We start from the raw sequence: 20,799 nt of genomic DNA, 5'->3' as shown, positions 1-20,799 counted from the left end.
GAGGCCCCAGAAGCCTGCTACGATCGCGCAGTGGTAATTTAGTTACCCCGTTTGGAGCCTCTATGCCTCGCGCCGCCCGCACCGCCCCGCCCTCGCCCGCCGCCGCACCAAAATCGCGCAAAACCGCTGTAGCGGTGAACGCCAAGAGCGATGCGGCAGAAAAGAACAAGCCGCTGATGGAGGATATCCGGTTACTCGGTCGCATCCTCGGCGACGTGATCCGTGAGCAAGAGGGCCGCGCCGCCTTCGATCTGATCGAGCGGGTGCGGCAGCTCTCGGTGGCCTACCGGCTGAAGAAAGACGCGTCGGCCGGCCGGGTGCTCGACCGCTTGCTGAAGAACCTGTCGGCCGACCAGACGGTCAGCGTGATCCGCGCCTTCAGCTATTTCTCGCACCTGGCCAACATCGCCGAAGACCGCCACCATGTGCGCCGGCGCATGCACCACGAGGCCGAAGGCCATCTGCAGGAAGGCTCGCTGGCCTTCTGCTTCGAGCGTCTGGCCCGTGCCGACCACCGCGGCGCCGACATCGCGGCGATGCTGCAACGGGCCTACATCTCGCCGGTGCTCACTGCCCACCCGACCGAGGTGCAGCGCACCAGCATCCTCGACGCCGAGCGCGCCATCGCCACGCTGATCACCCAGCGCGACGAGCTGCGCAGCGAGCGCGACCGGCAGGAGAACGAGCAACTGATCCGCGCCCGCGTGACCCAGCTGTGGCAGACCCGCATGCTGCGCTATGCCAAGCTGCGCGTGTCCGACGAGATCGAGAACGCGCTGTCGTACTACCACGCGACCTTCCTGCGCCAGATCCCGCGCATGTACCGCGAGATCGAGCAGGCGCTGCCCGGCCACGAGGTGCCGCCGTTCTTTCGCATGGGGCACTGGATCGGCGGCGACCGCGACGGCAACCCCAACGTGACCGCCGAAACGCTGAACCTGGCCTTGTCGCGCCAGGCCGAGACCGCCCTGCGCCACTACCTGACCGAGGTGCATTCGCTCGGCGCCGAGCTGTCGATGTCGGCCATGCTGGCGCCGGTGCCGCCCGAGATGCAGGCGCTGGCCGCGCGCTCGCCGGACAAGAACCCGCACCGCGAGGACGAGCCCTACCGCCGCGCGCTGATCGGCGTGTACGCCCGCCTGGCCGCGACGCTGCACGCGCTAACGGGCACCGAGGCGCTGCGCCATGCGGTGGCGCCGCAAGACCCCTACGCCAGCGCCGAAGAGTTCGCCGCCGACCTGGACGTGATCGAACAGTCGCTGCGCTTTCACCATGCCGAAGCATTGGTCGCACCGCGCCTGGCGCCGCTGCAGCGCGCGGTGCAGGTGTTCGGTTTCCACCTGGCCACCGTCGACCTGCGCCAGAGTTCGGACCAGCACGAGCTGGTGGTGGCCGAGCTGCTGCGCGTGGCCCGCATCGAGCCCGACTACGCCGCGCTGAGCGAAGACGAGCGCCGCGCCCTGCTGCTGCGCCAGCTCGACGACGCGCGCGGCCTGCGCGTGCGCGGCGCCGACTATTCGCCGCTGGCGCAAAGCGAGCTGGCGATCTTCGAAGCCGCCGCGGTGGGCCGCGCACGCTTCGGCGCCCACGCGATCCGCCACTACATCATCTCGCACACCGAGACGGTGAGCGACCTGCTGGAGGTGCTGCTGCTGCAGAAGGAAACCGGCCTGCTGCAGGGCACCTTGAACGACCACGCCCGCGCGGCGCTGATCGTCGTGCCACTGTTCGAGACCATCGCCGACCTGCGCAACGCCGTCGACATCATGCGCGACTTCTACGCCCTGCCCGGCATCACCGCGCTGGTGGCGCGCGGCGGCGGCGAGCAGGACGTGATGCTGGGCTACTCGGACAGCAACAAGGACGGCGGCTTCTTCACCAGCAACTGGGAGCTCTACCGCGCCGAGATCGCGCTGGTCGAGATGTTCGACACCTTGGAAGCAGAGCACAACATCAGGCTGCGTCTCTTCCACGGCCGTGGCGGCACCGTCGGCCGCGGCGGTGGCCCCAGCTACCAGGCCATCCTGGCGCAGCCCCCGGGCACCGTGAAGGGCCAGATCCGCCTGACCGAGCAAGGCGAGGTGATCGCGTCGAAATACGCCCACCCCGAGATTGGCCGGCGCAACCTCGAGACGCTCGTGGCCGCCACGCTCGAAGCGAGCCTGCTGCACCCGACCAAGGCCGCGCCCAAGGCTTTTCTCGAAGCGGCCGAGAGCCTGAGCCAGGCCAGCATGGCCGCCTACCGCCACCTGGTCTACGACACCGACGGCTTCACCGACTACTTCTTCGCCGCCACGCCGATCCGCGAGATCGCCGAGCTGAACATCGGCTCGCGGCCCGCGTCACGCAAGGCCACGCGCGCGATCGAAGACCTGCGCGCGATCCCCTGGGGTTTCTCGTGGGGCCAGTGCCGCGTGGCGCTGCCGGGCTGGTGCGGCTTCGGCTCGGCGGTCGAAACCTTCCTCGGCGAAGGCGCCGGGCGCGCGGCCAGGCTGGACCTGCTGCAGCGCATGCACAGGCAATGGCCGTTCTTCCGCACGCTGCTGTCCAACCTCGACATGGTGCTGGCCAAGAGCGACGTGCGCATCGCGCAGCGTTATGTCGAGCTGGTCGAGGACAAGCGCCTGGGCAAGCGCATCTTCACCGCCATCCGCACCGAGTGGGACAAGACCCACGACGCACTGGCGCTGATCACCGGCGAGGGCGAGCGGCTGCAAAGCAACCCGGCGCTGGCCCGCTCGATCGAGCACCGCTTCCCCTACCTCGACCCGCTGAACCACCTGCAGGTCGAGCTGATGCGGCGCTACCGCAAGCGCCCCAAGGGCGAGACGGTCGACCCGTCCAACGACCGCGTGCAGCGCGGCATCCACCTGTCCATCAACGGCATCGCCGCCGGCCTGCGAAATACGGGTTGAACCCCACCCAGGCGCGCGAAGCGCCGCCGCCCCTCAAGTGGCGTGCGCGGATCCGGCTCTGCCGGTCCGCTGCGCGAGCCCCCTCGGGGGGCAGGGCCCGGCAGGGCCCGTGGGGGCCTCACTTTTCTTGCTGGCGCTGCAACGCGCGGCGCGCGGCCTGCATCTCGTTGCCGTTGCTGACCAGCGCGAACGAGGCTTCGACCCGGCGGTAGGTTTCGCAGGCCTGGGCCATCGTCATCGGGCCCGGCTGGTCGAAGCCGAAGTTGGTTTCTTCGACGAAGGCCTCGCTCAGCGCACGCTGCTCTTCGGCCAGGGCGTCGACCCGCTCGGCCGGCCAGCCGCTGCGGCGCGCCAGGCCGATGCCGATGCCGTGTTCCATCAAGGTGTCGCCGTGCTCGATCATCAGCCCGGCCACCGCGCCGCATTCGGCCCGCCGCTGCGGCGCGGCCAGCGCATCGGTCGAACACAGGCGCGAAATCGCCAGCAGGCCGTTGTTGACCAGCAGGCTGCCCACGCCGATCAGGTCGGCGGCCAGCACCTGGCGCTCCACCGGCGGCAAGGCCTGCAGAACGGTGCTGTTCGACAAGGGCATCAGGTCGCTCCAGATCAGGCGGCTGCCACGGCTTTGCGCCGCGCGGCTGAGCGCCTCGCGCGCGGTGCGGTTGTCCGAGCGCTCCAGCGCCTCGGCCGCCACCGCGAGCCAGGCCTGCACGTTGTCCGGGTCGACCGCGGCCCAGCGCGCCGGCGACATCGACGAGCAGGCCGCCGCGTGCTCGGCCGGCGCGGTGTCGCACAGCTGCGTGGCCAAGGCCGCCACGCGCGGGTCGTTGCTGCTCAGGGCCTCGCTGACCAGCGCCAGGTAGGTGTCGGCATCGGGCGGCCCTTCGACATCGTTGGCGCGCGCCATCAGCAAGCGGCCGGCAATGCGCTCGAAGGCCTCGGGCGACGCCGCCAGCAACTGGCCGGCATGGGCCAGCGCCGTGGGCCGCAGGCGGCGAAACACCTTGTCGATCGCATCGGCCGGCTTGCCCGCCAGCGCGCGCCACGGCGGCGGGCAACCCGGGTCGACCGGGCCGGCGGCGGGTGCGGCGTCCGGCTCCGAGGCGGCGCTCGCGCCGGGCAGCGGCGCAGACGCCGCCTGGCTGGCCATCACCGCATGCTGCGTCGCCTCGGCCACGCTGGACAAGGCCTGCACCACCGAATCGTCGGCCGGATCGGCTTGCTGCCACCAGCGGTAGCCGGCGGCCCCCAAGCCCAGCAACAGCACCAATGCCAGCAGCGCCCAGCGACGGGCTCGTGCGGCCGGCTCGGTCACCGGGCCGTCAACCGGCACGCGCCAGCACCTCGCGCACCTGCGGCAACTGGCGGCGCGACACCGCCAGCCACTCGCCGATCGGGTCGACCTGCACCGCCCAGCTCTCGCCGGCCTCTTCGGCCTCGGCGCCCGGCAGCGCGCGCCGCTCCAGCGCACGCACCGCCGACTTGGCCACCAGCATGCTGCGGTGGATGCGCACCACCGCGCTGCCCAGGCGTTGTTCGAGGTCGGTCAGCGCATCGTCCAGCACGTAGCGGTGCTTGGTGGTGCACAGCGTCACGTACTTCATCTCGGCCCGCAGGTACACCACCTCGGACACGGGGATGCGCAGCACGCGGCCCCGGTCGCTGACGACCAGGGTCGGCGCCTCGGCGGCCGGCACGCTGGCCACGGGCGGCGACAACGACGCGCGCCCCAGGCGGTGTTCGACCCGGCCCAGCGCCTCTTGCAGGCGGGCGCGCCGCACGGGCTTGGTCAGGTAGTCGACCGCATCGACCTCGAAGGCCTGCAGCGCGTGCTCGGCATGCGCGGTCACCAGCACCACCGCGGGTGCAGGCTGCTGCTCGCGCAGCTTGCGCGCGAGGCTGATGCCGTCCATGCCGGGCATGTGGATGTCGAGCAGCACCGCGTCGACCGGCTGGCGCGCCAGGGCATGCAGGGCCTCGGCCGCGCTGCCGGCCTCGTCGACCACCGTCACCGCGGGGCGAACACAATCGGCCAGCAGGCTGCGCAGGCGCATGCGGGCCAGCGGCTCATCGTCGACGATCAGTACACGCAAACGGTCCATGGTGCAGACGATTGTCGGCGCTGGGGGCGGGTGCTGCCAGCGTGAAAAGAAAGCAGCGGTTGCATCGGTTGCCGGGGTTCAGCAGGGCAGGCCGATGCTGACGCGAAAGCGCCCGTCCTCGGTCAGGCCGCAGCGGAAATCGGCGTCCAGGTCGTGCATCAGGCGCAGCCGCTCGCGCACGCTCGCAATTCCGATGCCATGGCCCGGCCGCGACGGGCCGGGGGCGACGGTGTTGGTGACCGAGATCAGCACGCGGTCGCGGCGGCGCCGGGTGCGGATCTCGATCGTGCCGCCCTTGTCGGCCGGCTCGATGCCGTGGCGCACCGCGTTCTCGACCAGCGGCTGCAGCGCCAGCGGCGGCAGCTTGGCGGCGGCGGCGTTGGCGTCCAGATCCCATTCCACCTCGAGCCGACGAGGGCCAAAGCGAAGTTGCTCGATCGCCAGGTAGCGGCGCGCCAGCTCGATCTCGGCACCGACGGTGGTCGCCTGGTCGAGCGCGCCCAGCGCCGCGCGGAACAGGTCCGACAGGTCTTCCAGCACCTCTTCGGCCCGCTTCGGGTCGAGCTGCACCAGCGTGATCGCGGTGTTGAGCGTGTTGAACAGAAAGTGCGGGCGGATGCGGGTCTGCAGATCGGCCAGGCGCGCGGCCGCGGCGGCGGGCAAGCGCGCGCGCTGGCGCCAGCGCTCGGACTGGAACACCAGCGTCGCCAGCAAGGCCCCGGTCAAGGCCGGCGCAATCGCGTGGGTGCTGCCCGGTGCCATACCCACCGAGGCCATCGGCCACCACAGCATCAGCGCGGCCACCGCCCCCAGCGTGGACGCCGCGGCCACCTGCACCGCCGGCGCCGCGCGGGCAATCAAGTGGCGGGCGGCGCACGCCATCAAGACCCACAGCAAGGTGGCCGGCACCGCCACCGTGGCCGCACCGGACAGATCGGCCAGCCAGCTGCCCGGGCCGTGCGCACCGAACATCAGGCCCACGCCGAGCACCACGATGACCAGCAGCATCGCGCGCAGCAAGGTGCCGCTGCGGCACAGTTGCAGCGCCTCGGCCATCGAGGCGTCGGGGGCGGTGACGGCCTCGCGCAGATCGTCGAAAAGGGTGCTCGCCCCGGTGTCGTGCATGCGTTTCACGGGGCTCATTCTGGCCGCGCCGCTCGCTCGCGGGCCGCGTGACTCCTAGAATCAGTGGTTTCCCTGATCACCCTCCTACCCCATCGCAGGCGCTTCATGAGTAGCAATCAGCTGGATAAGAAGTCACAAGCTTGGTCGGCCCTGTTCTCCGAGCCGATGAGCGAACTGGTCAAGCGCTACACCGCCAGCGTGTTCTTCGACCAGCGCCTGTGGCGGGCCGACATCGAGGGCAGCCTGGCCCACGCCGGCATGCTGGCGCGCCAGGGCATCATCAGCGCGCAAGACCTGGCCGACATCGAACGCGGCATGGCGATGGTCAAGGCCGAGATCGAGAACGGCGAGTTCATCTGGAAGCCCGAGCTCGAAGACGTGCACCTGAACATCGAGGCCCGCCTGACCCAGCTGGTGGGCGACGCCGGCAAGCGCCTGCACACCGGCCGCTCGCGCAACGACCAGGTCGCCACCGACGTGCGGCTGTGGCTGCGCAGCGAGATCGACGCGATCGCGCCGCTGCTGGCCGACATGCAGCGCGCGCTGCTGGCCGTGGCCTCGCACCACACCGAAACGGTGATGCCCGGCTTCACCCACATGCAGGTCGCGCAACCGGTGAGCTTTGCGCACCACATGCTGGCCTATGTGGAGATGTTCGCCCGCGACGCCGAGCGGCTGGCCGACGTGCGCAAGCGCGTCAACCGCCTGCCGCTGGGCGCCGCCGCGCTGGCCGGCACCAGCTACCCGCTGGACCGCGAGAGCGTGGCGCAGGCACTGGGCTTCGACGGCGTGTGCCAGAACAGCCTGGACGCCGTGAGCGACCGCGACTTCGCGATCGAGTTCAGCTCGTTCGCGACGCTGGTGATGATCCACGTCTCGCGCCTGGCCGAAGAGATCGTGCTGTGGATGAGCCAGAACTTCGGCTTCATCGACCTGTCGGACCGCTACTGCACCGGCTCGTCGATCATGCCGCAGAAGCGCAACCCCGATGTCGCCGAGCTGGCGCGCGGCAAGAGCGGCCGCGTGGTCGGCCACCTGATGGGCCTGATCACCTTGATGAAGGGCCAGCCGCTGACCTACAACAAGGACAACCAGGAAGACAAGGAGCCGCTGTTCGACACCGTCGACACGGTGAAGGACACGCTGCGCATCATGGCCGAGATGGTGGGCGGCGAGGTCGATGCCAACGGCACCCGCAGCGGTGGCCTGAAGGTCAAGGCCGAGGCGATGCAGCAGGCCGCGCGCCGCGGTTACGCCACCGCCACCGACCTGGCCGACTACCTGGTCAAGAAGGGCCTGCCGTTCCGCGACGCCCACGAGGTGGTCGCCCATGCGGTGAAAGAAGGCCTGAAGCTCGGCGTCGACCTGTCGGACTTGCCGCTGGCCACGCTGCAGGGCTTTCACGCCTCGATCGGCGACGACGTGTTCGAGGTGCTGAGCCTGACCGGCTCGCTGAACGCCCGCAATGTGATCGGCGGCACCGCGCCGCAGCAGGCGCGGGCGCAGATCGAGCGCCACCGCGCCCGCCTGGGCGCGTGACGCCGCTGCCGGCCGCTCCGCGCCGCCGGCCGTGCATCAATCCTCGATCTTGATCCGCTCGGCGAGCACGACCGTGCCGTCGGTGGACAAGCGGCCCCGCACCTCGACCTTCTTGTCGTTGGCCAGATCGGCCTCGCTGAGGTTGTCGTCGAACACGGCGTCGGTGTAGTCGATCAGCTGGCCGCGCAGCACGAAGGTCTTGGCCTGCGTGTCCAGCAGCGAGATGCGGCCGCTCAATTCGAGGTCGCGGCCACCGCCATCATCGTCGCCACCGTCGTCGCCGCTGCCTTTGACCTCCAGCTTGGTCGCCATCAACACCCCGGCGTTGATGGTGCCCTCCACCTCCACGCGCAGGCCGGCGGCCAGCGTGGCACCGGCCGGCTCGATGCGGGCCGACGAGGCATTCACCGTCAGGCCGGACATCGTGAAACTGGCGTTCGAGGTGAAGGTGGCGATCACGCTTTCGATCTCGGCCTCGCTGCCTTCGGCCGGGCGCGAGCGACCGTCGTCGAAGCGGCCGACCACCCAGCGGCCGTTGCCGTCGACCTGGGTCTGCAGCTGCAGCCGCAGGGTCTGACCGTTGGCCAGGTCGGCCGGGGCGATGCCCTCGGCGTAGCTGAAGCCGGCGCCGCCCATGCGGAAGGTGTGCTGGGTCTTGTCGAGCTGGCTCACCACGCCGCGCAGCTTGTAGGCCGACGGCGCGGCCTTCAGCTCGATGCGCTGCGCCGCGTAGACGCCCGTGACCGGGTCGAGGATCGCGTACACCTGCAAGGTGCTGCCCAGCGTCACCGCGGCCTGGCCGCCGGCCAGCGCGTCGTCGAACACGGTGGACGAGGTCACGCGCACCGTCTGGCCGAGCAGGCCGATGTGCTGCGCCAGCAGGTCGTTGGTGGTGACCGGGCCGATCAGGTCACTGCCCACGTGCACCGCGGTGGCCACCGCGGTGGCCAGGGTCTGGTCGATGGCGCCGGCGTCCACCCGCACCGTCATGCCGAGCTTCAGGTCGGTGGGGGCCAGGCTGTGGCCCTCGTCGTCGCTGATCTGGGCCCGGCTTTCGTCGAAGTGCACGCCGTTGACGACGATCGAGCCATAGCCGGCGATCGGGCCTTCGCTGTAGCTGACCGAGCCCGTGCCCTGCCCCTCGACACCGCCGCAGGCGTGCAGCAAGGCCGCCGTGACGGCCAGCAAGGCCCCGGCCAGGGCACGGCCTGTCGAGGCGGGCAGAAAACGCATCCAACGGTTCATCAAGAGTCTCCTGCCGGCGGCGGCGGGTCGCCTTGTGGCGGCACCGCCGGGTCCGGCTGGTGGTAGCTGTACAGGCCGATCAGCACACGCTGTGCTGCTTCGACCGGGGGATCGTTCGCTGGGCCTGCCGCGCCGTCGGCGCCCGCGTCGATCAGGCGTTCGAGCGCGGGCACCAGGCTGTCGAAGGCCAGCTTCCATTGGGCGGCCACCAGTTGCCGCACGGCTTGAAGTGCGTCAAATGGCACGCCGCTGGCGACGATGGCCTGCTCGAAATGCTGGCGCCCGTCGCCCAGCACATTGGCCACCGCGCCCGACAGATGGCCGCCGACGTTGGCGCCCAGGATGCGCAGCGAGCGCGGCAGGTCGCCGCGCGGCACCAGCGCGTCCTTGGTCGGCGCCACCTCGTCGCTGGCCTCAGTCCACTGCGCGTAGCCCAGGCGCTGCATCTCGCTCAGCAGGCTGCGGGGGTGCACGTCGCTGGTGATCTCGCGCGCCAGCGTCTCGAAACTGGGCCGCGGGCCCTGGCGCGGCAGCGCCCTCGGCTGGCCGGCCACGTCGCGGTACAGCGGGTTGGTCAGCCAGTGGGCATAGACCTCGCCGGCCAGCGAGCGGCGCGGCCGTGCCTGCTCGAGGTGGGCGTTGACCAGCCGGGTGACCTCGCGCCGGTTGATGCCGGTGGCGGTGCTGATCCGGCTGACTTGGCGGTGCGGCAGGCCGCCCGGGTGGGCCTCACGCGCCGCCTGCACGAAGGCCGTCTTCAGCCGCTCTTCGACCTCGCTGAACTGCACGCCGCGGGCCACGGCCAGGCGCGCCAGCGGCGCCAGCAGGGCGTTGACGGCTTCCAGCACGGCTTGCTGATCCGGCGGCAGGGAGGATTCGGTGGGTTCGGACATCGGCCTGGACATCGCATCAGAACAAATGTGCGCTTTGCCCAGGCGGAATGCTAACCCGCCCGGCCGGTGCCTGGTGGCGCCGTGGCCGGGCGGGTGCTACCGATCAGTCCTCGAGCGAGATGCGCGTCGCGTCGAGGTGGGTGCCGTCGGCCGACAGGTTGCCCTTGACCTCGACCTTCACATCGACGGCCAGCCCGGTGTCGGCCAGGCCGCGCCACTCGGTGGTGTCGGTGTAGGCCACCACCACGCCGCGCAGCGTGAAGGTGTGGGCCAGCGCGTCGACCGCGGTGATCGCGCCGTGCAGCTCATAGTCTTCGCCGCGCTCGTGCTCCTGCTCCTCGTCTTCGACGTGCACCTTGGTGGCCATTAGCACGCCGCCGACGATCGCACCCTCGACCTCGACCCGCGCGCCGAGCACCACGCCGGCCTGCCCGTCCGGGAAAGTGGCGTTGCGGGCGTCGACGGCCAGCCCATCGAGGCTGAACTGGGTGGCCGAGGTCCAGGCCGTGATCAGGCCGGTCATCTCGGCTTCGCTGTGGTCTTCGTGCTCACGCTCGCCGTTGTCCACGCGGGTGGCGATCCACTGCCCGCCGGCCGCGGTCGTCTGCAGCCGCACACGCACCCGAACGCCGTTGGCCAGTTGCGGCGTCACCTCTGCCGCGCTGGCGTAGTTGATCGTTGCCGCACCGATCTGGAAGGTGTGGCCGGCCGCGTCCAACGCCGCCACCAGGCCGCGCAGCTTGAACTCCGACGGCGCGCCGGCAGCTTCGATGCGGGTGGCCCGGTACAGGCCCTGCGCCGCGTCAAACTGGGCATGCACTTCGAGCACCTGGTCGACCTGCACGCCGGCCAGGCCGCCCGTCAGCTGGTCGTCGAAGACCGTGCGCGCACCCACCGCCACCTGCTGCCCCAGCACCGTCAGGCGCTGGCCGGCCAGGTCGATGGCCGACACCGGGCCGACCAGTTCGCTGCCGAAGCGGATGCGGGTGGCCACGCCGTGGCCGCTGGCGCGGTCGACCGACGAAGCTTCGATCTCGACCTGCGCGCCGAGCTTGAGGTCGTCGCGGCCGTGGCGCCCACCGTCGTCGTCGACCACCTCGGCGCCGCTGTCGTCGAAGCGCACGCCGTTGACGATCACCGAGCCGAAGCCGCTGATGGCGCCGCTGGTGAACGACGAAGCCGCCTGCGGCGGCGGGTTGGTGTCGGGCGGCGTGGCCCCACCGCCGCCACCGCAGGCGGCAACCACCACGGCCAGCACGGCGGCGCTGCCGGCGGCCGGCAGCAAGCGGGCACCGCGGCCGAGGGCGGCAACGGCGCGGGCGATCACGTTGATTTGGCGAGACATCTGAGGGCTCCTTCCACAAGCGGTTTCGTACAAGCCACAGAGGTGGTGGTGGCCGGATCCGTACATCGACCCGAAAAAACATCCAGCCCTCGGCATGGCTTCACTATAAATGTGCAATTCGCCCATTTCAAGCGAAATCCGCTGCACCCTGGCTGGCGAGTAGGTGCTGGCGGGGCCATCGTTCGCCGGGCCCCCTGTCCAACGGCGGCGTTCGTACTGATAATCCATACAGCCATCTGCCTGTATGTCGACACGCCGCCGCCTCATCGCCCACCTCGACATGGACGCCTTCTATGCGTCGGTCGAGCTGCTGCGTTACCCCGACCTGCGCGGCCGGCCGGTGGTGGTGGGCGGTGGCCGGCGCCACCAGCCCGAAACCCTGCCCGACGGCACGCGCCGCTACTCGCTGCTGCGCGACTACACCGGCCGCGGCGTCATCACCACCTCGACCTACGAGGCCCGCGCGATGGGCGTGTTTTCGGCCATGGGCACGATGAAAGCCGCCGCGCTGGCGCCCAACGCGGTGCTGCTGCCGGTCGACTTCGAGCAGTACCGCCTGTACTCGCGCAAGTTCAAGGCCGCGGTGGCCGAGCTCGCGCCGGTGATCGAAGACCGTGGCATCGACGAGATCTACATCGACCTGACCGACGTGCCCGGCGCACAAGACACCGTCGGCCACGACCCGCTGGGCGGCGTGCGCGCGCTGGCGCTGGAGATCAAGAACAACGTCAAGCGCGTGACCGGCGGCCTGACCTGCTCGATCGGCGTCACGCCGAACAAGCTGCTGTCCAAGATCGCATCCGAGCTGGACAAGCCCGACGGCCTGACCGTGCTGACGATGGACGACCTGCCGACGCGCGTCTGGCCGCTGGCTGCGCGCAAGATCAACGGCATCGGCCCGAAGGCCGCCGCCAAGCTGGCCGAGCTGGGCATCCACACCGTTGGCGACATCGCCCAGCGCGAGCGCGACTGGCTGGTCGAGCGCTTCGGCCGCAGCTACGGCGCGTGGCTGAACGACGCCGCCTGGGGCCGCGACGACCGGCCGCTGGTGACCCACGGCGAGCCGGTCTCGATGAGCCACGAGACCACCTTCGACCGCGACCTGCACGCCAAGCGCGACCGGGCCGAGCTGGGCGCGATCTTCACCCAGTTGTGCGAGCGGCTGGCCGCCGACCTGTCGCGCAAGGGCTATGTCACGCAGACCGTGGGCATCAAGCTGCGCTTCGACGATTTCAAGAGCGTCACCCGCGACCTGACGCTGCCCGAGCCGACCGCCGATGCCGCCGCCATTCGACGCGCCGCCGGCGAATGCCTGAAGCGGGTCGACCTGAGCCGGCGCCTGCGGCTGCTGGGCGTACGTGGCGGCAAGCTGATGACACCCGGCGAGTGGCAGGCGCGCCAGGCCCGCGCCGCGGCCAACCCCGGCCGCCGCGTCAAGCCGGCCGAAACGACTGTGGCGCAAGAGCCACCCGCGGCCTACAACCTGCCGTTGTTCGATTCCGCGGCAGACGAAGCCGTGTGAACAATGGCACACCCGAGCGCGTGGGGCTGACGAATCGGCCCGCTACCGCCCCCGGGCATGCATCCAATCGAGCGCAGTCGACGTAGGTCCGCTGGTCACCCTTGAGCGACCACCGGTTTCACTCTCTTTCCAGAGACCCTGCATGACCCGACACCTTGTGCCCACCCTCGCCGCCGCGCTGGCCCTGACCGCCAGCGCCGCCACCCAGGCAGAAGAACCGCCACCTCCATCACCCCCCCTCACCCACGGCAACGGCAAGCTGCTGCTGACCGGCGGCGTCAGCACGATCGATGGCGCGGCCGGCGGCGGCCTGACACCCTGGGCCGTGACCGCCAGCTACGCCACCGCCAACCAGTTCGGCGGCACCGCCCACGCCACCCGCGTGGTGACGCAGGACTACGCGATGAACGCCTATGGCGCCGCGCTCGGCATCGACGACCGCTTCGAGCTCTCGATCGCGCGACAAGACTTCGACACCGGCCCGACCGGCCCGGCCCTCGGCCTGCCCGGCCTGCACCTGAAGCAAGACATCATTGGCCTGAAGTGGCACTTTGCCGGCGACGCGGTGCTCGACAGCGACAGCTGGATGCCGCAGCTGGCGATCGGCCTCGAACACAAACGTGTCGACGCGGGCGGCCTTGAGCCCACGTTGAAGGCGCTGGGCGCCGACCTCAGCGGCACCGACCTGTACCTGAGCGCGACCAAGCTCTTTCTGGCCACCGGCGTGCTGGTCAACGGCACGCTGCGGGTGACCAAGGCCAACCAGAACGGCCTGCTCGGCTTCGGCGGCACCGAACACGACAGCTACAGCCTGCAGCCCGAGGTCTCGCTGGCCTGGCTGCTGCGCAAAGACCTGGCCATCGGCGTCGAGTACCGCGCCAAGCCCGACAACCTGAACCCGTCGATCCTGGCCGCGGGCCTGAAGGAAGACGACTGGGCCGATGTCTTCGTCGCCTGGGCACCGAACAAGCATGTGTCACTCACCGTGGCCTACGTCGACCTCGGCCACATCGTGCCGGCCGTCGTCGCCAAGCGCCAGACCGGCGCCTACCTGTCGGCACAACTCGCCTTCTGACGGAGCCCCACCATGCGAACCCTCTCCCGCTCCTTTCGCCTGCTGCTGGGCATGGGCCTGCTGGCCTGCGCCAGCCTGAGCCCGGCCCAGACGGGCACACCGCGCGACGACACCCTGTACCAGCAGCTCGGCGGGCAGCCCGGCCTGGTCAAGCTGATGGACAACTTCATGCAACGCCTGCTGGCCGATGCGCGCATGAACCCCTTCTTCAAGGACGTCGACCAGGCCCATGTGAAGGCCCAGCTGGTCGACCAGTTCTGCGAAGTCTCCGGCGGCCCGTGCCGGCTCAATGGCCCCGACATGAAGAAGGTGCACAGCGGCGTCGACATCACCCGCGCCGATTTCAACGCGCTGGTCGAGGTGCTGCAGCAGGCGATGGATGCGCAAGGCATTGCCTTCACCGCGCAGAACCGCCTGCTGGCCAAGCTGGCGCCGATGCACCGCGACATCGTCAACGTGCCTTGAGCGCGCGAGCCACCGCGCCCGAACCACCCTCGCCTTCCTCTTGCCTTTCGGACCCGACCATGCCGCTGAACCGCTTCTCACCCGCCCACACCGCCCTGGCCCTGCTGCTCGCCAGCCTGGGCACCGCCAGCCACGCCAGCACGGTGGACATCAGCGTGCTCGACCGCGACGGGCAGCCCGCCGCCGACGTGGTGCTGCTGCTGCAGGTGCCGGGTTATGCCTCGACCAAGCCGGCGCCGGCCCCGATCGTGATCGCGCAGCAGGACCTGCGCTACGTGCCCTTCCTGACGGTGGTGCCGGTGGGCAGCACGCTGCGCTTCGTCAACAAGGACAGCTACGACCACCACGTGCGCACCACGCCCAGCGGCACGCTCGGCAGCATCCCGTCGGTCGAGTCGTTCGAGCTGCGGCTGGACGCCTCGAAGGCGCCGCCCAGCAGCGGCAGCTACGGCAGCGACGACTACAAGACGCCCGCCGCGCCCAGCAAGAAATCTGGCGCGAGCTCGGCCGACGTCAAGGTCGAGCACGCCGGGCCGATCGGGCTGGGCTGCCACATCCACGGCTCGATGCGCGGCCAGGTCTACGTCAGCGCCAGCCCCTTCTTCGCCAAGACCGACGCCAAAGGCATCGCCCACATCGAAGGCGTGCCCGACGGCGCGGCCGAGCTGGTGGTCTGGCACCCGGACCAATTGCAGGACCAGGCACCGGTCAAGGTGCTGGTCGGCGGGGCCACCACCAAGGTCGACAGCACGCTGAACTTCACGCCCCGGCGCCGCCGCAGCTGAAGCCTGCACGCCGCCGCAGCGTGACACAAGTCGCGCCAACGGTGGCTTCGCAGCGGCAGGCACGCGCCTTGCGCGGCCTGCGCTTCATCCCCAGCCTGGTGCGGCCGAAACACCGAGTGCCTGGTCTTGCTGGCCGGGCTTGCCTCTTGCTGCCCGGCCCCATGCACCATTCCCCACGCGACCTGTCGATCGGCTACCGCCTCGGCCTGTGCTTTTCGCTGATCCTCGTGCTGATGATCGGCGTGGCCGGCGTGGCGCTCGGCAGCGCCCGCGCATCGCGCGACCAGCTGGTGCACATGGTGGTGGCCTCGAACGGCCGCTTGAGCGACCTCGAAGCGATGCGCCAGCACCTGGTGCGCCAGGGCATGTATGCGCAGCAGCTGGCCGTGGTCACGACGCACGACGCCTCGCTGGCCCGCATGCAGGACATCGAAGACGAAGCCCGCCGCTACCGCGACGTGGCCGCGCGCTTCGCCGCCACGCCGGCCAGCCCGGAAGAACATCTGTACCTGGTCGCGATGGCCGGCTATGCCGCGTCGGTGGTCGAGCCGCTGCAAGAGGCCCGCGAGAGCGTCAACGGCTTCAACCCGGGCCGCGCCGCGCGCATCCTGAATGCCGACGTGCTGCCGGTGCACAACCGCTGGCTGCAAGACCTGGACGCGCTGCTGCAGTGGCAGTACCGCAAGATCGAAATGGGCCTGCTGTCGTTCGACGACAACGCCAACCGCTCGGACGTCGCGATCCTGACGATCTCGGGCGTCGCGCTGCTGCTCGCGGCGGTGGTGGCCTGGTGGTTGACACGCAGCATCACGGTGCCGCTGCGCCAGGCCGTGCGTTTCGCCAACGCGGTGGCCGGCGGCAACCTGGCGGTCAGCGCACCGCCGGCCGGTGCCGACGAGCCCGGCCAGTTGCTGCGGGCGCTGGACAACATGGCGCTGCGCTTGAAAGACGCCCGCGAATCGATGCAACGGCTGGCCAACGAAGACGGCCTGACCGGCGCCGCCAACCGCCGCCACTTCGACGACCTGCTGCGCCAGGAGCACGCCCGCTCGCTGCGCCTGCGCCAACGCGGCGAGACGGTGCCGCAGCAATCGCACGTGTCGCTGCTGCTGCTCGATGTCGACCACTTCAAGCACTACAACGACCACTTCGGCCACCAGCAAGGCGACCGCTGCCTGCAGCGGATCGTCGATGCCATCCGCCAGTCGGGGCTGCGGCCGGACGACCTGGTGGCCCGCTACGGCGGCGAGGAATTCGCGCTGATCCTGCCCAACTGCTCGCTCGCCGGCGCCCGCGTGGTGGCCGAGCGGGTGCGTGCGGCGGTGGCCGCGCTGAAACTGCCCACCGACCTGCCCGAGCGGCCGCTGGTCAGCATCAGCATCGGTGTCGCCACCTTGACCGACGCTGCGAACCAGAGCACGGCCGACCTGGTGCGCTGGGCCGACGAAGCGCTGTACGAAGCCAAGCACGGCGGGCGCGACCGCGTGCACTGCAAGCAGCCGGTGGCCGCCCCGAAAACCACGCCGGCCGACAGCCAGCCGGCTTGATCAGTGGCGAGTGGGCAGCCGCCACAGCCACACCGCGGTGGCGATGCAGCACAGCGCCGGCACATAGCGCCAGAGCGACGGGATCACCCAAGCCGCCCAGGCGCTGCTGACCGTCATCATCACCGTGGCCAGTTGCTTGGCCCGCAGCGGCACCGCGCGGTAGGCGCGCCAGTCGCGCACCAGCGGGCCCCACAGCCGGTGCGCCAGCAACCAACGCTCCCAACGCTCGCTGCCGCGGGCAAAGCAGAAGGCGGCCAGCAGCACGAACGGCGTGGTCGGCAGCAGCGGCAGGAACACACCGATGAAGCCCAGCAACAGCGCCAGCGCGCCCCCGGCCAGCCACAGCGGGCGCAGCCACGAGGCCGTGGCGGCCGTGGTCATGGCAGGGTCGACAGGGGGCTCGCTGGGCATGCGGTCATTGTGGCCGCAGCGGGCCTGGTTTGCGCCAGATCAAAGTCTCGCCAAATCGACGGCCGGTGACGCTACGGCGCCACGAGAATGCCCGGCCCAGCCCCACCCGAAACCCGCCGCCATGCCTACGCTGACCTGGACCGCCGACCTCGCCTTGTCCCACCAGCAGATGGACACGACGCACGAAGAATTCGTCGAGCTGCTCGGCGCCACCGAGGTGGCGCTGGTCGACTCGAACGACGCGGCGCTGACCGCGTACGACGCGCTGCTGGCGCACACGATCGACCATTTCGGGCAGGAAGACCGCTGGATGACCGCCACCGGTTTCTCGCCCGAGAACTGCCACAGTTTTCAGCACGCGCAGGTGCTGGGCCTGATGCACGAGGTGTCGCGCATGGCCCGCGAGCAGGGCGATTTCGGCCCGCTCGAACGGGTGCTGCCCGAGCTTGCCGGCTGGTTTCGTGCCCACGCGCAGACCATGGACGCAGCGCTGGCCGCCCACCTCGACCAGGTGGGCTACGACGTCACCACCGGTGCGATCGCCCGGCCGCCGGCCGCCGCCGGCATGACCGGTTGCGGCGGCGCCAGCTGTTCGCCTGCGCCCGCGCCAGCCCCCGGCGCCACGACCGCGGCCTGAGCGCTGGTGCAGTGTTCGATGCCAGGCGGAACTTAAGAAACCGATGAATTTGGTCGTCTGGCTAGGCGCAAACCACAGCGATGCCCAGTGGCATCGCGAGGATTTGCAACGACGCCAGGCGGCCAAAGGCGCGGTTTTGTATTCCGCCTAGCGTCGAACACTGCACTAGAGTGCGGGCGTGAGCGCCCCGCCCCCCTCATCGCCCTCGCCTGACCTGCGCCTGCCGTCGCTCGACGGCCTGCGTGCCTTCGAAGCGGCCGCGCGGCTGGGCACTTTCGAGCGCGCGGCCGACGAACTGGCGATCACCGCCAGCGCGATCGGCAAACGCATCGGCGCGCTCGAAGAACTGCTGGGCGTGGCGCTGCTGCAGCGTGGCGCCAAGTCGCTGGTCTTGTCGGCCGCGGGCAAGGAATACCTCGTGCAGGTGCGCCAGGTGCTCGCGCTGCTGGCGGCGATGCCGCAGCACCAGCGCACCGCCCAGCGCAAGGAAAGGCTGCGCCTGAGCGCGCCGCCCACCTTCGCGCGCCAGGTGCTGGTGCCGGCGCTGCCCGAGTTCACCGAGCAGCACCCCGAAATCGAGCTCGAGGTGGTTCTGTCGGTGCCCTTTCTCGACCTGGCCGGCGCCGACGCGGAGCTCGCCGTGCGCCACGGCCCGCTCGACAGCGCCGGTGCCGGCCTGCTGTGGCGCGACCACCTGCTGCCGCTGGCCAGCCCCGCGCTGTTGGCCGCCGAGCCCCTGCGCGGCCCGGCCGACCTGGCCCGCGTGCCCTTGCTGCGCACCCCGGTCGACCCGTGGCTGCCGTGGTTTCGCGCCCAGGGGCTGGACTGGCCCGAGCCCGACCACGGCCCACGTCTGGTCGACCTGGGCCTGACGCTCGAAGCCGCGCGCTGCGGCCAGGGCGTGGCGCTGGCCCGCCCGGCCCTGGCCCGCCAGTGGCTGCGCAGCGGCGAGCTGCGGCCGGCGTTCGGCGCCGGGCAGACCCCGCTGCTGCTGGCCGACACCGCCTACCACCTGCTGCCCGCCGCCCACCCGACACCGGCCGCCGACGCCCTGGCCGCCTGGCTGCACGACGTGGGCACCCGCGCGGCGGCCGAAGGGCTGGCGCTGGTTTCCGCCGTCGCCTGAATTTCTTTCCGGCCACGGCGGCACCGGCGCCGCTAGCATCCGCTGCGACCCTAGTGTCCTATCTCAGAAATATGCTGCATTGGACGGGCCGCAATGGGGATGATCGCGAGACGACGAGCCGGGCAGATACCGCGTGGTATCTGCCCGGCTTGGCGACGCTGCGAGCGCCCCATTTCGGCCCGCCCTTCGGGTTCGACCAGATGGCGCGCTCGCGCGCCCGGCCGTCAGGGCAGATACGCTGGGTATCTGCCCAGCCGTCCGGACGCGCGATCATCACCATCTGGTCGAATCTCAATGCGGCGTATTTCTGAGATAGGACACCAAAACACCGCCCGGAGACAGCGCATGACCGTGATCACCAACATCGAAGACCTGCGTGTGCTGGCCAAAGCCCGCGTGCCGCGCATGTTCTACGACTACGCGGATTCGGGCTCGTGGACCGAAGGCACCTACCGCGCCAATGAAACGGATTTCGCCAAGATCAAGCTGCGCCAGCGCGTGGCCGTGAACATGGAAGGCCGCTCGACCGCGACGACGATGGTCGGCCAGCCGGTGGCGATGCCGGTGGCGATTGCACCCACCGGCCTGACCGGCATGCAGCACGCCGACGGCGAGATCTTGGCCGCGCGCGCCGCCGAAAAGTTCGGCGTGCCGTTCACCTTGTCGACGATGAGCATCTGCTCGATCGAAGACGTGGCCGCGGCCACCACCGCACCGTTCTGGTTCCAGCTCTACGTGATGCGCGACCGCGACTTCATCGAGCGGCTGATCGACCGCGCAAAAGCGGCGAAGTGCTCGGCCCTGATGCTGACGCTGGACCTGCAGATCCTGGGTCAGCGTCACAAGGATCTGAAGAACGGCTTGTCGGCACCGCCGAAGCCCACGCTCGCCAACCTGATCAACCTCATGACCAAGCCGCGTTGGTGCCTCGGCATGCTGGGCACGAAGCGGCGCAGTTTCGGCAACATCGTCGGCCATGCCAAGGGTGTGGGCGACCTGTCATCTCTGAGCGCATGGACGGCCGAGCAGTTCGACCCGGCCCTGAGCTGGGCCGATGTCGAGTGGATCAAGAAGCGCTGGGGCGGCAAGCTGATCCTCAAGGGCATCATGGATTCGGAAGACGCGAAGCTCGCCGCGAACTCCGGCGCCGACGCGCTGATCGTCAGCAACCATGGCGGCCGCCAGCTCGATGGCGCCCCCTCGTCGATCGAGGCCTTGCCGGCGATTGCCGACGCCGTGGGCTCGCAGATCGAGGTCTGGATGGACGGCGGCATTCGCTCGGGGCAGGACGTGTTGAAAGCCCGCGCACTCGGCGCCCGCGGCACCCTCATCGGCCGCGCCTTTCTGTATGGCCTGGGCGCGATGGGCGAGGCCGGCGTGACCAAGGCGCTGGAGATCATCCACAAGGAGCTCGACCTGACGATGGCCTTCTGCGGGCATACGAAAATCAGTACGGTCGACAAAGGGATTCTCCTGCCCGGCACGGCGCCCCGCTAACCAGGTGGCTGCGTATACTTTCGCCGCCCCGCGGGAGCGGGGAGACCGCGCCTCAAGGAACCCCATGAAAACCCGCATCGCCTGCCTGTTCGCCGCCCCCTTGCTCACCCTCGCCGTGGCCGCCCACGCCGCCGACCCGGTCTACATCACGCTCGACCATTCGACCGACACCGTGCTCGACAAGGCCACCGCCCAGGCCGTCTGGGCCGAAGGCCTGGCCGGCAAGACCGAGAAGCTGAACAAGCTCTACCCGACCAAGCGCTGGGGCTTCGTGAGCGAAGTCGAAGGCGGCTTCAACCAGGCCAAGACCTGCGTCGTCACCGCCCGCGTGATGATGCTGCCGGTCACGGTGGCCAAGTCGCTGGTGTTCAAGCCGAACAAGACCGCCACCGCCTTCGACGCCCTGCCCAACGCCACCCGCGAGCAATGCCAGGACCTGGCCAAGACCAAGCTGAAGGAAGCGATCCAGGGCGTGCTGTCCAGCCTGTCGAATTGACCCCCACGCCCGGCGCAGTAAGCCTTTGTGCGGCGCGCGAAGCGCCGCCGCCTCCAAGTGGCGTGCGCGGATCT

19 protein-coding genes are annotated in these 20,799 nt (G+C 70.1%); 12 read left to right on the top strand and 7 right to left on the bottom strand.

Annotated features, from left to right (window positions below; translation table 11 throughout):
• Nucleotides 1-62: 62 nt before the first annotated feature.
• Nucleotides 63-2,915: a phosphoenolpyruvate carboxylase gene (gene ppc, locus ACE3SG_RS16090; protein ID WP_374566600.1), complete on the top strand. Its 2,853-nt coding sequence runs from the start codon at nucleotides 63-65 to the stop codon at nucleotides 2,913-2,915.
• A gap of 118 nt (nucleotides 2,916-3,033) precedes the next feature.
• Here ppc and ACE3SG_RS16085 read toward each other — a convergent pair whose 3' ends face one another.
• The 3 genes from ACE3SG_RS16085 to ACE3SG_RS16075 form a co-directional block, all read right to left on the bottom strand.
• Entirely contained in the window at nucleotides 3,034-4,248 is a 1,215-nt protein-coding gene (locus ACE3SG_RS16085) for a hypothetical protein (protein ID WP_374566598.1), read from the bottom strand.
• Nucleotides 4,238-5,017, bottom strand: a complete 780-nt coding sequence (locus ACE3SG_RS16080) for a LytR/AlgR family response regulator transcription factor (protein WP_374566596.1) — start codon at nucleotides 5,015-5,017, stop codon at nucleotides 4,238-4,240. The genes ACE3SG_RS16085 and ACE3SG_RS16080 overlap by 11 nt, the downstream gene beginning before the upstream one ends.
• A 78-nt stretch (nucleotides 5,018-5,095) precedes the next feature.
• Nucleotides 5,096-6,142 (bottom strand): sensor histidine kinase, encoded by a 1,047-nt coding sequence (locus ACE3SG_RS16075; RefSeq protein ID WP_374566683.1) that lies wholly within the window; start codon nucleotides 6,140-6,142, stop codon nucleotides 5,096-5,098.
• Nucleotides 6,143-6,247: 105 nt separating this feature from the next.
• On the opposite strand from ACE3SG_RS16075, the gene argH reads away from it, so the two are divergent.
• The gene (gene argH, locus ACE3SG_RS16070; RefSeq protein ID WP_374566594.1) at nucleotides 6,248-7,681 is read left to right on the top strand and encodes an argininosuccinate lyase; all 1,434 of its coding nucleotides are present in this window, start codon (nucleotides 6,248-6,250) and stop codon (nucleotides 7,679-7,681) included.
• A 36-nt stretch (nucleotides 7,682-7,717) separates the two neighbouring features.
• Here argH and ACE3SG_RS16065 read toward each other — a convergent pair whose 3' ends face one another.
• The 3 genes from ACE3SG_RS16065 to ACE3SG_RS16055 form a co-directional block, all read right to left on the bottom strand.
• Entirely contained in the window at nucleotides 7,718-8,926 is a 1,209-nt protein-coding gene (locus tag ACE3SG_RS16065) for a DUF5666 domain-containing protein (RefSeq protein ID WP_374566592.1), read from the bottom strand.
• Complete coding sequence (locus ACE3SG_RS16060; protein ID WP_374566591.1) at nucleotides 8,926-9,819, bottom strand: DUF6502 family protein; 894 nt, start codon at nucleotides 9,817-9,819, stop codon at nucleotides 8,926-8,928. The genes ACE3SG_RS16065 and ACE3SG_RS16060 overlap by 1 nt, the downstream gene beginning before the upstream one ends.
• Before the next feature lie 103 nt (nucleotides 9,820-9,922).
• Nucleotides 9,923-11,164 carry a DUF5666 domain-containing protein gene (locus ACE3SG_RS16055; protein ID WP_374566589.1) on the bottom strand — a complete coding sequence of 414 codons (1,242 nt, stop codon included), beginning with the start codon at nucleotides 11,162-11,164 and terminating at the stop codon, nucleotides 9,923-9,925.
• Between the two features lie 244 nt (nucleotides 11,165-11,408).
• On the opposite strand from ACE3SG_RS16055, the gene ACE3SG_RS16050 reads away from it, so the two are divergent.
• From ACE3SG_RS16050 to ACE3SG_RS16030, 5 genes are all read left to right on the top strand, one after another.
• The gene (locus tag ACE3SG_RS16050; protein ID WP_374566587.1) at nucleotides 11,409-12,686 is read left to right on the top strand and encodes a DNA polymerase IV; all 1,278 of its coding nucleotides are present in this window, start codon (nucleotides 11,409-11,411) and stop codon (nucleotides 12,684-12,686) included.
• A gap of 142 nt (nucleotides 12,687-12,828) precedes the next feature.
• On the top strand, nucleotides 12,829-13,761 hold the full coding sequence (locus ACE3SG_RS16045) for a DUF3034 family protein (RefSeq protein ID WP_374566585.1): 933 nt from the start codon (nucleotides 12,829-12,831) through the stop codon (nucleotides 13,759-13,761).
• Nucleotides 13,762-13,773: 12 nt separating this feature from the next.
• A complete protein-coding gene (locus ACE3SG_RS16040; protein WP_374566583.1) occupies nucleotides 13,774-14,226 on the top strand; it encodes a group 1 truncated hemoglobin in 453 nt (150 codons plus the stop codon).
• A 59-nt stretch (nucleotides 14,227-14,285) separates the two neighbouring features.
• Nucleotides 14,286-15,011 carry a plastocyanin gene (locus tag ACE3SG_RS16035; RefSeq protein ID WP_374566582.1) on the top strand — a complete coding sequence of 242 codons (726 nt, stop codon included), beginning with the start codon at nucleotides 14,286-14,288 and terminating at the stop codon, nucleotides 15,009-15,011.
• Nucleotides 15,012-15,172: 161 nt separating this feature from the next.
• Nucleotides 15,173-16,558: a diguanylate cyclase domain-containing protein gene (locus ACE3SG_RS16030; RefSeq protein ID WP_374566580.1), complete on the top strand. Its 1,386-nt coding sequence runs from the start codon at nucleotides 15,173-15,175 to the stop codon at nucleotides 16,556-16,558.
• Here ACE3SG_RS16030 and ACE3SG_RS16025 read toward each other — a convergent pair whose 3' ends face one another.
• Nucleotides 16,559-16,939, bottom strand: coding sequence for a YbaN family protein (locus tag ACE3SG_RS16025; RefSeq protein WP_374566578.1), 381 nt, complete (start codon nucleotides 16,937-16,939; stop codon nucleotides 16,559-16,561).
• Between the two features lie 151 nt (nucleotides 16,940-17,090).
• Between ACE3SG_RS16025 and ACE3SG_RS16020 the strand changes: the two genes are divergently transcribed.
• The 5 genes from ACE3SG_RS16020 (at nucleotide 17,091) to ACE3SG_RS16000 (ending at nucleotide 20,725) form a co-directional block, all read left to right on the top strand.
• Nucleotides 17,091-17,606 carry a hemerythrin domain-containing protein gene (locus ACE3SG_RS16020; protein ID WP_374566577.1) on the top strand — a complete coding sequence of 172 codons (516 nt, stop codon included), beginning with the start codon at nucleotides 17,091-17,093 and terminating at the stop codon, nucleotides 17,604-17,606.
• 178 nt (nucleotides 17,607-17,784) lie between these two features.
• On the top strand, nucleotides 17,785-18,732 hold the full coding sequence (locus ACE3SG_RS16015) for a LysR substrate-binding domain-containing protein (RefSeq protein WP_374566575.1): 948 nt from the start codon (nucleotides 17,785-17,787) through the stop codon (nucleotides 18,730-18,732).
• 71 nt (nucleotides 18,733-18,803) lie between these two features.
• Complete coding sequence (locus tag ACE3SG_RS16010; protein ID WP_374566573.1) at nucleotides 18,804-19,043, top strand: hypothetical protein; 240 nt, start codon at nucleotides 18,804-18,806, stop codon at nucleotides 19,041-19,043.
• 34 nt (nucleotides 19,044-19,077) lie between these two features.
• On the top strand, nucleotides 19,078-20,229 hold the full coding sequence (locus ACE3SG_RS16005) for an L-lactate dehydrogenase (RefSeq protein ID WP_374566572.1): 1,152 nt from the start codon (nucleotides 19,078-19,080) through the stop codon (nucleotides 20,227-20,229).
• A gap of 64 nt (nucleotides 20,230-20,293) precedes the next feature.
• The gene (locus ACE3SG_RS16000; protein WP_374566570.1) at nucleotides 20,294-20,725 is read left to right on the top strand and encodes a hypothetical protein; all 432 of its coding nucleotides are present in this window, start codon (nucleotides 20,294-20,296) and stop codon (nucleotides 20,723-20,725) included.
• Nucleotides 20,726-20,799: the final 74 nt, after the last annotated feature.

The sequence above is a fragment of the Ideonella sp. genome (assembly GCF_041914305.1).
Classification (GTDB): domain Bacteria; phylum Pseudomonadota; class Gammaproteobacteria; order Burkholderiales; family Burkholderiaceae_C; genus Ideonella.
The sequence above is the reverse complement of the archived record's forward strand: the minus strand, read 5'-3'. Positions and strand labels throughout refer to the sequence as shown.

Excerpts from the sequence above, each read along its gene's own strand:
- ppc (WP_374566600.1), top strand. The coding sequence starts at position 63 with ATGCCTCGCGCCGCCCGCACCGCCCCGCCCTCGCCCGCCGCCGCACCA.
- ACE3SG_RS16080 (WP_374566596.1), bottom strand. The coding sequence starts at position 5,017 with ATGGACCGTTTGCGTGTACTGATCGTCGACGATGAGCCGCTGGCCCGC.
- ACE3SG_RS16075 (WP_374566683.1), bottom strand. The coding sequence starts at position 6,142 with ATGCACGACACCGGGGCGAGCACCCTTTTCGACGATCTGCGCGAGGCC.
- argH (WP_374566594.1), top strand. The coding sequence starts at position 6,248 with ATGAGTAGCAATCAGCTGGATAAGAAGTCACAAGCTTGGTCGGCCCTG.
- ACE3SG_RS16065 (WP_374566592.1), bottom strand. The coding sequence starts at position 8,926 with ATGAACCGTTGGATGCGTTTTCTGCCCGCCTCGACAGGCCGTGCCCTG.
- ACE3SG_RS16060 (WP_374566591.1), bottom strand. The coding sequence starts at position 9,819 with ATGTCCGAACCCACCGAATCCTCCCTGCCGCCGGATCAGCAAGCCGTG.
- ACE3SG_RS16055 (WP_374566589.1), bottom strand. The coding sequence starts at position 11,164 with ATGTCTCGCCAAATCAACGTGATCGCCCGCGCCGTTGCCGCCCTCGGC.
- ACE3SG_RS16050 (WP_374566587.1), top strand. The coding sequence starts at position 11,409 with ATGTCGACACGCCGCCGCCTCATCGCCCACCTCGACATGGACGCCTTC.
- ACE3SG_RS16045 (WP_374566585.1), top strand. The coding sequence starts at position 12,829 with ATGACCCGACACCTTGTGCCCACCCTCGCCGCCGCGCTGGCCCTGACC.
- ACE3SG_RS16040 (WP_374566583.1), top strand. The coding sequence starts at position 13,774 with ATGCGAACCCTCTCCCGCTCCTTTCGCCTGCTGCTGGGCATGGGCCTG.
- ACE3SG_RS16035 (WP_374566582.1), top strand. The coding sequence starts at position 14,286 with ATGCCGCTGAACCGCTTCTCACCCGCCCACACCGCCCTGGCCCTGCTG.
- ACE3SG_RS16030 (WP_374566580.1), top strand. The coding sequence starts at position 15,173 with ATGCACCATTCCCCACGCGACCTGTCGATCGGCTACCGCCTCGGCCTG.
- ACE3SG_RS16025 (WP_374566578.1), bottom strand. The coding sequence starts at position 16,939 with ATGACCACGGCCGCCACGGCCTCGTGGCTGCGCCCGCTGTGGCTGGCC.
- ACE3SG_RS16020 (WP_374566577.1), top strand. The coding sequence starts at position 17,091 with ATGCCTACGCTGACCTGGACCGCCGACCTCGCCTTGTCCCACCAGCAG.
- ACE3SG_RS16010 (WP_374566573.1), top strand. The coding sequence starts at position 18,804 with ATGCTGCATTGGACGGGCCGCAATGGGGATGATCGCGAGACGACGAGC.
- ACE3SG_RS16005 (WP_374566572.1), top strand. The coding sequence starts at position 19,078 with ATGACCGTGATCACCAACATCGAAGACCTGCGTGTGCTGGCCAAAGCC.
- ACE3SG_RS16000 (WP_374566570.1), top strand. The coding sequence starts at position 20,294 with ATGAAAACCCGCATCGCCTGCCTGTTCGCCGCCCCCTTGCTCACCCTC.